We start from the raw sequence: 13955 nt of genomic DNA, 5'->3' as shown, positions 1-13955 counted from the left end.
GGGCAGCACATCATTGGGGAGGGTTCAGTGGCCGCCAGGTACTACTGCGCCGACAGCGAGAACGGCGACCACGTCGACGACCCGTCCGAGGACACCCTGTTCATGCTGATCAGTGACCTGAACGACTCGGACAACACGTTCGTCGTGATCCAACCCGACCAGGACGACCCCGTCTGGTTCGCCTCCGTCGCCGTCCTGGACGAGGGCGGATACGAGGTCGTCCGCCGCGACACCACCCGCCGCGAACACGACGTCACCGTCGAGGCAGACACCGACCGCATCGCGGGCGACCTCACCAAGTGGCTGGCCGCCCGCGCTTCCCAAAACACGGCCTAGGCGCCGGCGCCTGGGCACCGGAGCCTGGGCACCGGCAGGAGCGCCCCGGTCACTCAGGGGGTGCGTCGTCGTCGGGATGCCAGAGGCAGGAGGCGACGACCACCAAGGGCCACAGGGACTGCATGCAGGTCACCAGGCGTTCGGCGACGCCGGCGGCACCCTCGCGGTGCATCTCGATCAGGAACCAGCCCGCGCCGACGCTCATCAGAGTGGTCGCCGCGACGGCGGGCACGGGCCGCAGCCCCCAGGGGGCGGCTCCCCCGTCGCGATCGGCAGCCAGCACCGGCCACAGCGCCAGGAGAGCGAAGCCGACCACGGCGACCGAACCGTGGGGCAGGGAGCCCCCGCTGCTCGGCGCCGGGAGCATGGCCACCACGAACGCGGCCACGCCGCCGGCGCCCAGCGCCACACGTCCGGCGAACGCGGCGGGACGCAGCCCCCACGCGGTCAGCAGGTGGCAGACGCCCAGGGCGAGGAAGGCTCCGGTCATCACCCAGAATCCCGCGGCCCCGTAGGCCCCCAGGACGCTGATCGTCTGCGCGACGGGATCGTAGGCGGGCCCCTCCAGCGCCGCGGCGATCGACCAGCCTCCGATCAACACGACAGGGGCACACCCCGACGACAGCAGGGCCCACCTCGGAACGGCTCGCATCAGCCCACCGTACGGCGCGCGGTCGTGCCTCGGCCGCGCACACGCAGGCGGGTGGAATCCGAATGGGCCTGTGCCGGCCGCGACGCAACCCGGGTGGCCGACGCGCGTTCGTGCCCCGCCGCACCTCGACGGCGGGGAGCCGCGTCAGCGGGTGGGTGCGGGCAGCTGTCCCGCGACGATCGCGGCGAGAGCGAGGCCGAACCCCACCAGTTGAACCGGGCCGAGGGTCTGGTCGAGCAGGACGGCGCCGAGAGCCGCGGCGACCAGCGGCGAGAGCAGGACGAGAACCGCGACGGAGGTGACGGGCAGGGTGGTGATGCCGCGGAACCACAGGACGAAGGAGAGCAGACCGCCGACCAGACCGAGCCACAGGTAGCCGAGAGCGGCGCTCAGGTCGACGGCGGGAGGAGCCCCCTCGACGAGAAGGGTGACGGGGACCAGGAACAGGCCTCCTGCGGTGAGTTGCCATCCGGCGAAGGCGGTGGGGCCGGCTTCGGCGGGATGTCCCCAGCGCTTGGTGAGCGTCACGCCGAGCGCCATGGTGGCCGCGCTGCCGAGGCCCGCGACCACTCCGACGGCGTCGAACGCCGCCTTCGGACCGATCACCACCAGGCCGACGCCGACCACGCCGATCAGCCCCCAGGCGAGGCGCCGGGCGGACAGGCGCTCGCGGAGGACCGCCACGGCCAGGACGGCGACCATGAGCGGCTGGGCCGCCGCCAAGGTACCGGCAACGCCTCCCGGCAGACGTTCGGCCGCGATGAACAGCAGCGGGAAGAGCAGTCCGATGTTCAGCACGCCGAGCGCCGCGGCCTTCCCCCACCACGCTCCGCGCGGCAGCGTCCGGGCGATCGCCAGCGCGATCAGACCGGCGGGCAGCGCACGCAGGAGTCCCGCGAACAGGGGGTGCCCCGGCGGGAGAAGCTCGGTGGTGACGACGTACGTCGTGCCCCAGGCCGCGGGAGCGAACGCCGTCAGGACCGTACGCGACGGATTTCCACGGGGAACACCGCTGCCGGCACCGCCAAGAACCCTCTGTGCTGCTGGACTTGTCATGACTCGCAGTCTCGGCCGAGCGTGATCGATGAGTCCAACACATGTTTGTCAGTTCATCCATCGCGATACACGATGGATCCATGGAGCTCCAGCAGATGCGCTACGTCGTCGCCGTCGCCGAGACGAACAGCTTCACCCGGGCCGCCGAACGGTGTCTCGTCGTCCAGTCCGCGCTCAGCCACCAAATCGCGCGCCTGGAACGGGAACTGGGCGCGCGGCTCTTCGAGCGCACCAGCCGCCGGGTGCGGCTGACACCGGCCGGTGCGGCGTTCCTCCCCGCCGCCCGTCAGTGTCTGGACGCCGCCGAGCGGGCGGTCGCCGAGGTCGCCGCGGCCGTCGGCGAGGTACGCGGACGGCTCGCCGTGGGCCTGATCCCGAGCGTCGCCGCGGTCGACATCCCCGGCGCCCTGCGTGGCTTCCACCGGCAGTACCCGGACGTGCGCATCGGCCTGCGCGTGGGCGCGAGCGAGGAGCTCGCCGAGCAGGTCAGGGAGGGCGCCGTCGACGTGGCCTTCCTCGGGCTGCCGACCACGGCGCGCCCGCGAGGTGTCGCCGCCCGTGAACTCGCCCGCGACCGGCTCGTCGCCGTGGTCGCACCGGACCACCCCCTCGCCGAGGAGGAGGCGGTCGACCTTCGCCGGCTCTCCTGCGAGGTGTTCGTGGACCTGCCGGCCCAGACGGCCGGACGTGTCCAGTCCGACCAGGCCTTCTCGGCCGCCGGCCTCAGCCGCGACGTCGCGTTCGAGGTGACCAACGCGGACTTCCTGGCGCGACTGGTCGGACAGGGCCTCGGCATCGCCATGCTCCCCTCCGCGTACGTACGTCAGCTCACCGGCGTGACCACCATCGAGGTCACCGACGCGCCGGCCCGCGTCGAGTACGTCATCTGGAGCCGCGCCGGCCGCACCCCCGCGGCGACCGCCTTCCTCACCATGCTGGACATCCCGGCCACGCCCGGTACGGACGGGACGGAGCAACCTCTGTAGGCGGACATCCCACCGGGCACGCGGAACTGACGGGCCATCCGGTGTTCACCACGGCGTCCGGCCGACTACACCCGCCGCCCCTAACGTCTCACGGGTCCGCAACGCTACTGAGGAGTACCGTGAGCGCTTCCGCTCTGACCGCTCTGGCCGCCGCGCTCGTGATGGTGACCGGAGCCTTCGCACACGACCCGGTATCCGTCACCGCGCGCGTGGAGACGCCCGCCGTCCACGACGACGAGGCCGGTGGTCACGCCAATGCCGATGATCCCGCCGTCTGGGTCGACCCCGACCACCCTGGCCGCAGCCTCGTGATCGGCACGCTGAAGGAGGCCGGGCTCGATGTCTACGGTCTCGACGGCAGGCGCCTGCAGCACATCGCCGCGCCGAAGGCTCCCACCGAGGAGGCCGCCCCGGGCCGGTTCAACAACGTCGACGTCGTCTACGGTTTCGAGCTGGACGGCAGGAGGACGGACCTGGCCCTCGTGAGCGACCGGGGCCGTGACCGGATCCGGGCGTTCGCGATCGACCCCGCCGCCGTCGCGGCGGGGAGGCCGCCGCTGCGGGACGTGACCGCGCCGGACGTCGAGCCGGTCTTCGCCGCGACCGAGTCCGACGTGGACGATCAGCGCACGGCATACGGCCTCGCCGCGTTCAGCGACGACGACGACGCGTACGTCGTGGTGTCGCAGCGGGAGGAGACCCGCCTGCGACTCCTGGAGCTGGAGGACCGTGACGGGCGGGTGGGCTACAAGACGGAGGACACCCTCGACCTGCCCCGCACCTTCGCCCTGCCCGACGGAACGAGCTGGGCGCCGTGCGCCGACCCGGGGGAGCGCCCGCAGGTCGAGGGCATGGCGGTCGACCAGGAGGAGCACGTCCTCTACGCCGCCCAGGAGGCCGTGGGCCTCTGGCGCATCGAGCTCGACGACGAGGAGTTCGAGACCCCGGAGCTGAAGGACCGGGTCCGTGAGTTCGGCACGCCGTGGACGTACGACGCCGAGGAGGAGGAGTGCGTCCTCGACACCGACAACGATCCCGGCTTCGGCGGCGAGAACCTGAGCGCCGACGCCGAGGGCGTCACCGTCTACCACGGCGCCGACGGAGCCGGCTATGTGCTCGCCTCCAGCCAGGGGGACGACACCTTCGCCGTGTACGAGCGGGAGGGCGACAACGACTACGTCGGTTCCTTCGCCGTCGTCGACAGCACGGCCACGGACGGAGTGCAGCACTCGGACGGCTCCACCGTGGTCAACGTCCCCCTGGGCAGGGCCTTCCCTCAGGGGCTGCTGATCACCCACGACGGTGAGGCCACCCCGGCGGACGGGGACAGGGAAGCGACCAACTTCAAGCTGACGCGGTGGGAGGCCGTGGCCGGCGCGTTCCCCGAGCCGCTGACCACCGACACCACGTCGTTCGACCCGCGGGACGCCGACTGATCCAAGGGCGCGACGGCGGCGATGTGCGCGACGGCACATCGCCGCCGGCTCATACGGACGCGCCTCTGTTGAACCAGCCGCCGAACGCCTGCTCCTCGGACTCGGCCTCGGCCGCGCGCCGCTCGGCCTTCTCCAGCGCCTTCTCGGCCTCGGCCCGCCATGTCGCCGCGTCCGCGCGGGGCGGCGGAAGGTACGGACCTCGCTCGGGCGCCTCGGCAGCGGCTCCGAAGAAGTCGCCGCCCTTGCGCCTGTGGTCGTCCGTTCCCCACGCGCGGCCGGGGCCGCGCGGCGGCACCTTCTGCAGGTGCGGGATGTGCTTGGCGCAGTGGATGTACGCCTCCTCCACGGCGATCTCCACCCACGCCTGGGCACGGCGGCCGGGCACGGGGTCGATCGCGAGCCCGGCATGGGCGCGGCGCATGTCGGCGTCGGCCACGATCCGTGCCCTGCCGTTGACGTGGAGACCGATGCGGTCCCGGAGGAAGTCCACCATCAGGATGCCGACGTGGGGGTTCTCCTCGATGTTGCCGAGGCTGGCCTGGACGCCGTTGCCCCGGTACTCGGGGTAGGCGAGGGTCCGGTCGTCCAGGACGTGCAGGAAGCCGGGCGGGCCGGCGCGGAAGGTGTTGTCGCACTCGCCGTCGCCGTCGGCGGTCGCCAGGAAGAACATCTCCTGTCGTGCCACGAACTCCCGCATCCGGGTGTTGAGCCGGTCGAGGACCTGCTCGGCGTAGAACGTGTCGGCGCGCTCGGTGGTGCCCGTGCGCTGCTGGACCAGATGTTCGCCGTCGCTGCCCGGGCGGGTGGTGCGTGCCGGCGTCCCCTGCCGCGTCCCCTGCCGCTGCCGCTGCCCGGTCTGTTCGAATGTGCTCAATTCCTTGCCCCGACCAGTTCCTCGATGGAGTCGTGCCGTATGCGGGAGGTGGGGATGCCGATGCCCACCAGGGTGTCGACGCTGCGGCGGATCATGCCGGGCGGGCCGGACAGATACGCGTCGTAGGTGTGCCACGGGCCGTACTGGCACACGGCATCCGGGAGCCGGCCGCACAGGTTGCCGACGGGGCCGTCGTCGACGACCGGACGGACCGAGAGCCAGGGGTGCGACTGCTGCATGCGGAGCATGGTGTCGATGTCGTACAGGTCGTGGTCCCGGCGGGCTCCGTAGAACACCTGGACGGAACGGCGGTGGCCGTGCCGCGCCACGTCCTCGACCATGGCTTTGATGGGCGCGATTCCGGTGCCGCCGCCGAGACACAGCAGCCCGTTGTCGGTGGTGTGGTCCACGGTCATCGATCCGGCGGGTGGACCGAGACGGATCACGTCTCCCGGGCGGGCGCGGTGCACGAGGGCGTTGGAGACCCAGCCCGCCGGAACGGCCTTCACGTGGAAGGAGAGCAGCCCGTCGGAGCGGGGCGCGGAAGCGAAGGAGTAGTGCCGCCAGACGCGCGGCCACCAGGGGGTCTCCAGCGCGGCGTACTGCCCGGCGAGGAAGGGATAGGGCTGGTCCGGCCGGAACGTCACGACCGCGACGTCCCTGGTACGCATGTCATGGGCGACCACCTCCGCGTGCCACCAGGCGGGCGCACGCAGCTCGTCCTGGGCGGCGGCGTCGATCATGATCTGGGAGATCGCGGTGTAGGCGCCCACCCAGGCGGCCTCGGTCCTCGGCCCCCAGCTCTGCGGCGCGTAGCGGGAGAGGGCGCCGATGAGGCACTCCCCCACGGCCGGATAGTGCTCGGGAAGGGTGCCGTACTTCCGGTGCCCGCGGCCGAGGTGGGAGAGGTACGCGGTCAGGGTGGCCGGGTCGTCCGCATGGGTCGCGGCGGTGAGCAGTGCCTTGAAGAGGCGGTCGCGCTGGGTGTCCATCGCGGCGGGGAAGAGGGCGCGCAGGTCGGGGTGGCGGAGGAAGAGCAGGGCGTAGAAGTACGAGGTGACCTTGTCGGCGATCGGCTCGATCTCGGCCATGGTGCGGCGCAGGAGAGCGGCGTCGGAGGTGTCCTCGGGGCGTCTCGCTGTGACAGGGCCGCCGGGTATTCGGTCCGCCCCATCCTCCCGGGCCTCCCGGACCTCCGGGGCCTCCTGTGCCCCCTGTGCCCCCTGTGCCCCCTGTGCCCCCTGGTGATCCTGCCCGGTCCCGGTCGTTCCCCCGCTCGGGTCTCGCCCGAACCAGCCGTCGGCCGACGTGGTGGTCGGAGCATTCATCGGTTCGCCTCGCCTCGAACATCATTCGGTCGGTCTTCGCACGTGGGGTCCGAGTGTGCCCCGTTTTCCCTCTCCCTTTCGGAATTACCGGTGATTCACGCCCACTCCTTCAAAGGTGGTGGTATATGCCGCACTTGACGGGCACCCAGGCGTGCGAGCGGGCTCGACCATACCCCGCCCGCGTAAATCCATGAATGCGTCTCCGGCCGTCACCACCGCACAGAGTTCTGCCTGGTCAGCGCGGTGCATGGCCAGGACCTCGGGTTTCGTCGCGAGTTACCGATGAGTTCGCATGATGCGACAAGCCGCTCCCCGCACGGTTATGAGGAATTCGCCGACCGAATAGGCGCGAGTGCGACCCGAACTCCTCACAGAGTTCGTGCGGCTTCTTCACGTCAGACCCGGAACACCACGAACCCGGCCGCGACCGACCCCAGGACGGCGCCTCCGTAGCAGAAGACGATGATCGCCTTGCTCAGCTTCTTCAGCCGCAGGCCGTCGTACAGCGTGTAGCGGAAGCGATGCGCCCAGTGGAAGAAGCAGAGGACGCACAACGCGAAGAGAATCGCTTTGGTGAGGGGGTGACGCAGCACGGAGAGCAGATGCGCGTGACCGGGGTCCCCGAGCCAGCCCAGAGGAAAGGCGATACCGAACAGGAACAGCAGGACCGGGACCAGAAGCGCGGCGGCCATTCCTCCCGCGCTGAACAGCAGCCACATCAGCGGTTCCGGCGATTTCCTGCCCATCGCCCTACCCCTCCAGGATCAGCCACGCCGTGGCCGCCGTCAGCAGCGCCCACAGCAGGTAGTGCAGTGCCACGATCGAACGCGGCCGGACGCGGCGGCCGCGCAGTCGTACCACCAGGGCGCGCGGTGCCAGGTTGAACCACGTGAGGGTGTGCAGCAGGACGAAGAGCAGGGCGATCGTGTTGAGCAGGATCATCCACCAGTTGTCGCTCCAGTCCTGGAACCGCTCGTACGCGCCCTTGCCGTCGGCGATCGCGCCGACCATGAGCAGCAGGAACACGACGAACCAGGCGACGAAGACGCTGCTGAGCTCCCGCAGCACGAAGACGAGATAGGCGCGGCGCCCCAGCCACCAGAAGGTGGGGACGGGCTTGCGGTACAGGGCCGGCCGTGGTGTCCCGCTCATCGCGCGCCCCGGGGCCACAGGAGGTCCTTGAGCGACTGTGTGGCCGCCGTCAGCTTGTAGCGCTGGATGGCACCCGCCGGGTCGACCCCTTTGGGGCAGGCCGTGGTGCACTCGCCGACCAGCGTGCAGGCCCAGACCCCCTCGGCCGACGACAGGACGTCGCGCCGGTCGGCGGCTCCCTCGTCCCGCGGATCCAGGTTGTAGCGCTGCGCGAGAGCGACGGCCGCCGGGCCGACGAAGCCGGGGTCGAGCGCGTACACCGGGCAAGCCGAGTAGCAGAGCATGCAGTTGATGCACATGCTGTACTGCTTGTACTCGTCCATCTCGTCAGGCGTCTGCAGATACTCGCCCTCGTCGAGCGGCTTGTGCTCGTCGCGGATGATCCAGGGCTTGACCTCGGTCAGCTTGTTCATGAAGTCGCCGATCTCGACGACGAGATCGCGGATGACGGGGAAGTTGGCGAGTGGTTCGACCCGTACCGGGCCGGGAGCCGAGTCGGTCAGGAAGGCCGAACAGGTCAGCCGGGGCTCGCCGTTGACGGTCATGCCGCAGCTGCCGCAGATGCCCATCCGGCAGGACCAGCGGTAGGAGAGGGTGCCGTCGATGTGGTCCTTGATGTGGTTGAGCCCGTCCAGGACGGTCCACTCCTTGCGCAGCGGCACCTCGTAGGCCTGCCAGGTCGGTTCGGTCTCCTGCTCCGGCCGGTAGCGGGCCACCTGGAGGGTGATCCGGTCCGTCATGGCCCCTGCCTCCCGTACACGCGTTCCCCGGGTGCCCAGCGGGTGACGGTCACCGGCGGGTACTCCACCCGTGCGGTGCCGTCGGGTTCACGGTGGATCAGCGAATGGGCCAGGTACCGCCGGTCGTCCCGCGCGGGGAAGTCGGTGCGCTGGTGCGCGCCCCGGGACTCCTCGCGGCGCAGCGCGCTGTGGACGATGCTCCCGGACACGTCCAGCATGAACGACAGCTCGAGCAGGGCTGTCAGATCGGTGTTGAACGTCCGGCTGTGATCGTCGACGGCCGCACCGCCGAACCGTTCCCGCAGGTCGAGCAGTGTCTCGGCGGCCGTGGTCAGGGAGTCGCTGTCCCGGTAGATCCCGGCACCGCTCTCCATGGTGTCCTGCATCGCGCTACGGATGTCCGCGATGCGGTCCCGGCCCTCGGCGTGGTGCGCGACGAGGCGATCCAGCCGGCGGTGCTCGTCCCGGGCCTGCGCGAGGATCGCGGCGCTCGGGCCGGACCCCACGGAACCGGCAGCTCTCGCGGCGTACTCGGCGGCCGCCCGGCCGGCGCGGGCGCCGAAGACGAGCAGCTCCGGGAGGGAGTTGGAGCCCAGCCGGTTGGCGCCGTTGATGCTGACGCAGGCCACCTCGCCGGCGGCGTACAGGCCGTCGAGACCGGTGGCGCCGTGGATGTCGGTGTGGATGCCGCCCATCATGTAATGAACCACCGGCCGCACCGGGATCAGCTCCCGGACCGGGTCGATGTTCTGGTACTTCAGGCACAGTTCCCGTACGAAGGGGAGCTTGGTGTCGATGAGTTCCGCGCCCAGATGGCGCAGGTCGAGGTGGACGACGGGCCCGTGCGGCGTCGGCGTGGTCCTGCCCTTGTCGAGCTCGTGCACGAAGGCCTGCGACAGCCGGTCCCGCGGCCCCAGCTCCATGCTGCGCAGCACCGGACCCGGTTCGGGCCTGCCGAGGTCGTAGTCCTGCAGATAGCGGTAGCCGTCCTTGTTGAGGAGTGTGCCGCCCTCGGCGCGGGCTGCCTCCGTGATCAGGATGCCGGTGAAGGGCAGACCGGTGGGGTGGTACTGGACGAACTCCATGTCCTTGAGCGGTGCGCCGGCCCGGTAGGCCAGGGCCATGCCGTCGCCGGTCTTGATGTTGGCGTTGGTGGTGAACGGGTAGACCCGGCCGCAGCCCCCGGTGCACACGATGACGGAGTGGGCGGTGATGGTCTCGACCCGGCCGGTGGCCAGCTCGATCGCCACGACGCCGCGCACTTTGCCGTCGTCGACGAGCAGGGTGCTGACGAACCACTCGTCGTAGCGCACGATGTCCCGGTAGGACAGCGCGGTCTGGAAGAGCGTGTGCAGGAGGTGGAAGCCGGTCTTGTCGGCGGCGAACCACGTACGTTTCTTCTTCATGCCGCCGAACGCCCGTACGGCGATGTGTCCGTCGTCCTGGCGGCTCCAGGGGCAGCCCCAGTGTTCCAGGCGGAGCAGTTCGCGGGGCGCCTCGGCGACGAATGCCTCGACGGCGTCCTGGTCGCACAGCCAGTCCCCGCCGGACACGGTGTCGTACGCGTGTTCATCGAGGCTGTCGTCGCCGCCGGCCACAGCGGCGGCTCCGCCCTCGGCGGAGACGGTGTGGCTGCGCATCGGGTAGACCTTGGAGATGATCGCCACACTCAACCGTGGATCGGTCTCCGCGATGGCGATGGCCGCACGCAGTCCGGCGCCTCCGCCCCCGATCACCACGACGTCATGGGAAGCGGTCATGTCACCACCTGTCTGTCGGCGCTGATCCCGCGCGGCCCGTCATGCCTCGTGCTCGGCGCTGCGCTCGTCCAGCAGGACCGTGCCGTCGTGGCGGACGATCCTGACGTGGGTGCTGCCGTCATGGAACGCGCGACGGACCTGCAGGCAGCCGCATGCGTAGGTCACCTCGTCGATGAACAGCCCCGCGGTGTCGTCCTCCTGGTAGCGCAGCCCATCGACGATCCACCCGCACGGTGCCCGTTCCTCGGTGAAGTCGATGGTGTTGCCGACCATCGCCCACCTCCTCGACGACCGCCGTCGGCACCGCCCAGCCGATCACTGTACGTAGGCACAGGTGGACGCTTTGACCTCATTGGCCCCATCGTGCCCGGCGCCGACGCTCACAGCGAGCGTACCGCCGGGGCATCGCCGCCGCAGCGGACCGGCTCACCGCCCCCACGCGGGACGGCGGTGGCACCGCCTGCGGCGGTTGATAGTGTCCCGCGCGGAGGTCGGACATGAACGGGAGCGCAGACGCACGCACAGGCGGTGTCCGGGGACACTTCCTGCTCGTCGGAGTGCTCGTACTCGCCGTGTTCGTCATGCACTCCGTGGGCCATGCGGATGGTTCGCCGGTCCACGGCATGGCCGCCGCTTCGCACAGCGCGGGACGAGCCTTCGAAGAACCTACGGCCGACGGCTCCGCGCACCCCTCGGATCGGCACGACTGGTCGTCGGCGCTCACCGACCCCCTCGGCGCCACGGACAAGGCGGCACTGTGTGTCGCGGTGATCAGCACCTCCGCGGCCCCTTCGCCGCTTCGGCCCGCGCTTACCCGTCACCCCGCCTGGTCGCCCACGTGCGGGGCGGGGTTCGCCGGAAGCCCGCGATCCGCCCCACCGTCACGAGAACCCCACACCACCCGGTTGCCGGTCCTACGGCTATAGGCCGCCGCGCACCTTCCCCAGCGGCTCCCCGTACGACCGACAACCCGAGGTGAATCACGCATGCCCGCCTTCACGCTTCCGTTCCGCCGACCGCGCACCCGCTCACTCGCCACCGCAGGCTCCATCGCCGTCGGTGCGCTCCTCCTTGCCGCATGCGGCAGCGGCACCACCCCCGACGACGCCACGGCCGGAGGCGATCGGGCCAAGCCGGCCCCCGCCCTGCACAGCCACATCCACGGCCTGGGAATCGACCCGGAAGACGGCAGGCTCTACGTGGCCACGCACGAGGGAATCTTCACCGCGGACGACACGGGAAGCCCGCGGCTGGTCGGGGACAGCAGGGACGACTTCATGGGCTTCACCGTGGCCGGTGCCAGGACCTTCCTGGCCAGCGGCCACCCGGCGCCCGGCAGCGATCAGCCGGCCGACCACGGACTGATCAAGAGCACCGACGCGGGAAGGTCGTGGAAGTCCGCCTCGCTCAAGGGCGAGGCCGACTTCCACAGCCTGGACCACGCCAAGGGCGTCATCTACGGGTACGACAGCACCCGCGGCCTGCTGCGCGTGAGCAAGGACGACGGTACGAGCTGGCAGAACCGTGCACAGCTGCAGGCCCTTGACTTCGCGGTCGATCCCGCGGACCCGAGTCGGGTCGTCGCCACCACGGCGGAGGGCGTCGCGCGCAGCACGGACGGCGGCGCGACCTTCGGTCCCGGCGAGGGGCCGGGGATGGAGTACCTGTCCTGGGCGTCGCCCGGCTCACTGTTCGGCATCGACTTCACCGGCGCTCTGAGCCTCAGCTCGGACGGCGGCTCGACCTGGAGGAAGACGGCCACGGTGCCCGGAGGACAACCTCAGGCGCTGACGGCCGTCGACGACCGGCACCTCCTCGCTGCCACCCAGGACGGGATCTACGAGTCCCAGGACGCGGGGAAGACCTTCACCAAGCGCCTCTCCGTGGAAAGCGGCGACCACCACTGACGTACGGCGATGCACCCGGGTGCCACTACGATGCCGCTCGTGACCACCGCCGCGCCATCCCGCCTCAGGCTGCTGCCTGTGCTGCTGGTGGCGTGCGTCGTCACACTGTGCCTGACCGGGATGGCCCGTCCGGCCACGGCGATCCCGGGCATGGCCGGCTCGGTGCGGTCCATGAGCGGCGTGGGCCACATGGTTCCCGGGATGCACGCGGACGAGGCCGGCCCGGCCTCGTCCGTCTCCGACGCGCACAGCCTTCAGCGGCCCTGCCCGATGTCGAGCGTGAGCGACTGTGCGCAGTCGTCCGTCCCGCCGGTCGGCGGCGAGCAGAGTGCGTGCTCGCATGCCGGGGCCGCGAAGTCACCGGCGTTCATGCAGCCGGGACCGCCGCGCTCCGGTGTCCCGCCGCCCCTCGCTCCCCCCTCCCCTCCTGAACCGACCCGTCTGTGCGTCATCCGGACGTGACGGCGCCCCGTCCGCGGAATCCCTTCCCCGGACGCAGCAGCCATCACGTCCACTTCGGCACGCGTGCGTGCCGCCCGTCCCGTTCAGGAGTCCCGACGCATGCCGTCGTCCATCGCCCTGCTCGTCACCGGTCTCACGACCGGTCTGATCGCCGGGGGCGCCTCGTGCGCCGCCGTCCAAGGGGGCCTGCTCGCCGGTGCGGTGACCCGCCGCGCCTCCGCCTCCGCCACCGCAGCCCCCGCCCGCGTCCGAATCCACGTCCCCGCCATGGCAGGCGCGGGCCCTTCACCCGCGAAGGCGATGCCCGCCGCTCCCCCGGAGCCCAGGGCGCTCGTCCCGGTCGGCGCGTTCCTCGCGGGCAAACTCGTCTCCCACACCTTCCTCGGGGCGCTCCTCGGTGTCTTCGGTGACGTCCTGCAGCCCAGCCCGCGGGCACGGGCCGTGATGCTCGTGGCGTCCGGCCTCCTGATGGTGCTGTTCGCGCTCGACCTGTTCGGGGTCAAGGCGGTGGCTCGCTGGGTGCCGCGCGCGCCCGCCTCGTTCGGCCGGCTGTTCCGGCGCAGCGCCAGGACCGAATCGCTCGCCACTCCTGCCCTGATCGGTCTCGCCACCGTCCTGGTCCCCTGCGGTGTGACGCTGTCCGTGGAGCTGATCGCGGTGGCCTCCGGTTCGCCGGTGGCCGGCGCCGCCGTCATGGCGGGGTTCGTGATCGGTACGGCTCCGCTGTTCGCCGCCCTCGGCTACCTCTTCCGGCGCGCCAGTAGGGCCGTGTCCGAACAGCTCGCGGCGCTCACGGGCGTGGTGGTCCTGGCCGTGGCGGTCTGGACGGTGGCGTCCGGGCTCCAGGCGGGCGGCTGGGTCAGCCTGAACCAGGGAGGTACGCGTTCGTCGGCGGCCGTGCCCGTCTTCTCCCCCGAGCCCGGCGCCTCGGACAGCCCCGACGGTGCCGAGGAGCCGCCCGCCCCGAACGACGCACCCGTGCGCGTCGACGCCTCCGGCCGCCAGGTGATCACCCTGACCGTGACGGACTTCTACACCCCGACGCGGTTCACGGCCAAGGCCGGCGTGCCCACCACGCTCGTGCTGCGTGGCAAGGACTCGGGCGGCTGCGCGCGGGCCTTCACCATCCCGGAACTCGGCGTCCAGGAGATCGTCGAGCGCAACGGCGACACCGAGATCGACCTGGGCACCCGCGATCCCGGAAAGCTCCTGTTCTCCTGCGCCATGGGCATGCAGACCGGTTCCATCGACTTCGAGAAGGCGTGA

The 13955-nt window shown here is 71.0% G+C and carries 15 protein-coding genes; 6 read left to right on the top strand and 9 right to left on the bottom strand.

The features are described 5' to 3' along the window. Positions 1–27 precede the first annotated feature (27 nt). Entirely contained in the window at positions 28–336 is a 309-nt protein-coding gene (locus tag FDM97_RS14400; RefSeq protein ID WP_175439119.1) for a hypothetical protein, read from the top strand. A 49-nt stretch (positions 337–385) separates the two neighbouring features. Here FDM97_RS14400 and FDM97_RS14395 read toward each other — a convergent pair whose 3' ends face one another. Continuing rightward, positions 386–988, bottom strand: coding sequence for a DUF998 domain-containing protein (locus tag FDM97_RS14395; RefSeq protein ID WP_137990808.1), 603 nt, complete (start codon positions 986–988; stop codon positions 386–388). Between the two features lie 144 nt (positions 989–1132). Continuing rightward, positions 1133–2044, bottom strand: a complete 912-nt coding sequence (locus tag FDM97_RS14390) for an EamA family transporter (protein WP_137990807.1) — start codon at positions 2042–2044, stop codon at positions 1133–1135. Positions 2045–2124: 80 nt separating this feature from the next. Between FDM97_RS14390 and FDM97_RS14385 the strand changes: the two genes are divergently transcribed. Together FDM97_RS14385 and FDM97_RS14380 are read left to right on the top strand one after the other, a co-directional pair. Continuing rightward, positions 2125–3030: a LysR family transcriptional regulator gene (locus FDM97_RS14385; RefSeq protein ID WP_137990806.1), complete on the top strand. Its 906-nt coding sequence runs from the start codon at positions 2125–2127 to the stop codon at positions 3028–3030. 119 nt (positions 3031–3149) lie between these two features. After that, positions 3150–4466 (top strand): phytase, encoded by a 1317-nt coding sequence (locus FDM97_RS14380; RefSeq protein WP_137990805.1) that lies wholly within the window; start codon positions 3150–3152, stop codon positions 4464–4466. A 49-nt stretch (positions 4467–4515) separates the two neighbouring features. On the opposite strand, the gene FDM97_RS14375 is transcribed toward FDM97_RS14380, so the two are convergent. The 7 genes from FDM97_RS14375 to FDM97_RS14345 form a co-directional block, all read right to left on the bottom strand. Next, positions 4516–5340, bottom strand: a complete 825-nt coding sequence (locus FDM97_RS14375; RefSeq protein ID WP_137990804.1) for a pyridoxamine 5'-phosphate oxidase family protein — start codon at positions 5338–5340, stop codon at positions 4516–4518. Beyond that, the gene (locus tag FDM97_RS14370; protein ID WP_432816210.1) at positions 5337–6668 is read right to left on the bottom strand and encodes a globin domain-containing protein; all 1332 of its coding nucleotides are present in this window, start codon (positions 6666–6668) and stop codon (positions 5337–5339) included. The genes FDM97_RS14375 and FDM97_RS14370 overlap by 4 nt, the downstream gene beginning before the upstream one ends. Positions 6669–7063: 395 nt before the next feature. Beyond that, on the bottom strand, positions 7064–7414 hold the full coding sequence (gene frdD / locus FDM97_RS14365; protein ID WP_137990803.1) for a fumarate reductase subunit FrdD: 351 nt from the start codon (positions 7412–7414) through the stop codon (positions 7064–7066). 4 nt (positions 7415–7418) lie between these two features. Beyond that, the gene (locus FDM97_RS14360; protein ID WP_137990802.1) at positions 7419–7820 is read right to left on the bottom strand and encodes a succinate dehydrogenase/fumarate reductase transmembrane subunit; all 402 of its coding nucleotides are present in this window, start codon (positions 7818–7820) and stop codon (positions 7419–7421) included. Then, positions 7817–8560: a succinate dehydrogenase iron-sulfur subunit gene (gene sdhB, locus FDM97_RS14355; RefSeq protein WP_137990801.1), complete on the bottom strand. Its 744-nt coding sequence runs from the start codon at positions 8558–8560 to the stop codon at positions 7817–7819. The genes FDM97_RS14360 and sdhB overlap by 4 nt, the downstream gene beginning before the upstream one ends. Further along, entirely contained in the window at positions 8557–10320 is a 1764-nt protein-coding gene (gene frdA / locus FDM97_RS14350; RefSeq protein ID WP_137990800.1) for a fumarate reductase (quinol) flavoprotein subunit, read from the bottom strand. Before frdA ends, sdhB begins: the two co-directional genes overlap by 4 nt. Positions 10321–10359: 39 nt before the next feature. Further along, complete coding sequence (locus FDM97_RS14345) at positions 10360–10593, bottom strand: hypothetical protein (RefSeq protein WP_217510228.1); 234 nt, start codon at positions 10591–10593, stop codon at positions 10360–10362. Between the two features lie 713 nt (positions 10594–11306). Between FDM97_RS14345 and FDM97_RS14340 the strand changes: the two genes are divergently transcribed. The 3 genes from FDM97_RS14340 to FDM97_RS14330 all read left to right on the top strand — a co-directional run bounded on the left by FDM97_RS14340 (position 11307) and on the right by FDM97_RS14330 (position 13955). Beyond that, a complete protein-coding gene (locus FDM97_RS14340) occupies positions 11307–12227 on the top strand; it encodes a F510_1955 family glycosylhydrolase (protein ID WP_137990799.1) in 921 nt (306 codons plus the stop codon). Between the two features lie 39 nt (positions 12228–12266). Next, positions 12267–12689: a hypothetical protein gene (locus FDM97_RS14335; protein WP_137990798.1), complete on the top strand. Its 423-nt coding sequence runs from the start codon at positions 12267–12269 to the stop codon at positions 12687–12689. Positions 12690–12788: 99 nt separating this feature from the next. After that, entirely contained in the window at positions 12789–13955 is a 1167-nt protein-coding gene (locus FDM97_RS14330; RefSeq protein WP_137990797.1) for a sulfite exporter TauE/SafE family protein, read from the top strand.

The organism is Streptomyces vilmorinianum (assembly GCF_005517195.1).
In the GTDB taxonomy this organism is placed as follows: Bacteria; Actinomycetota; Actinomycetes; order Streptomycetales; family Streptomycetaceae; genus Streptomyces; species Streptomyces vilmorinianum.
This window is presented reverse-complemented; position numbering and strand designations above follow the sequence as displayed.

What these genes read in the sequence shown, in the direction of transcription:
- FDM97_RS14395 (WP_137990808.1), bottom strand. Translation starts at nt 988, where the DNA reads ATGCGAGCCGTTCCGAGGTGGGCCCTGCTGTCGTCGGGGTGTGCCCCT.
- FDM97_RS14390 (WP_137990807.1), bottom strand. Translation starts at nt 2,044, where the DNA reads ATGACAAGTCCAGCAGCACAGAGGGTTCTTGGCGGTGCCGGCAGCGGT.
- FDM97_RS14385 (WP_137990806.1), top strand. Translation starts at nt 2,125, where the DNA reads ATGGAGCTCCAGCAGATGCGCTACGTCGTCGCCGTCGCCGAGACGAAC.
- FDM97_RS14370 (WP_432816210.1), bottom strand. Translation starts at nt 6,668, where the DNA reads ATGAATGCTCCGACCACCACGTCGGCCGACGGCTGGTTCGGGCGAGAC.
- frdD (WP_137990803.1), bottom strand. Translation starts at nt 7,414, where the DNA reads ATGGGCAGGAAATCGCCGGAACCGCTGATGTGGCTGCTGTTCAGCGCG.
- FDM97_RS14360 (WP_137990802.1), bottom strand. Translation starts at nt 7,820, where the DNA reads ATGAGCGGGACACCACGGCCGGCCCTGTACCGCAAGCCCGTCCCCACC.
- sdhB (WP_137990801.1), bottom strand. Translation starts at nt 8,560, where the DNA reads ATGACGGACCGGATCACCCTCCAGGTGGCCCGCTACCGGCCGGAGCAG.
- frdA (WP_137990800.1), bottom strand. Translation starts at nt 10,320, where the DNA reads ATGACCGCTTCCCATGACGTCGTGGTGATCGGGGGCGGAGGCGCCGGA.
- FDM97_RS14345 (WP_217510228.1), bottom strand. Translation starts at nt 10,593, where the DNA reads ATGGTCGGCAACACCATCGACTTCACCGAGGAACGGGCACCGTGCGGG.
- FDM97_RS14340 (WP_137990799.1), top strand. Translation starts at nt 11,307, where the DNA reads ATGCCCGCCTTCACGCTTCCGTTCCGCCGACCGCGCACCCGCTCACTC.
- FDM97_RS14330 (WP_137990797.1), top strand. Translation starts at nt 12,789, where the DNA reads ATGCCGTCGTCCATCGCCCTGCTCGTCACCGGTCTCACGACCGGTCTG.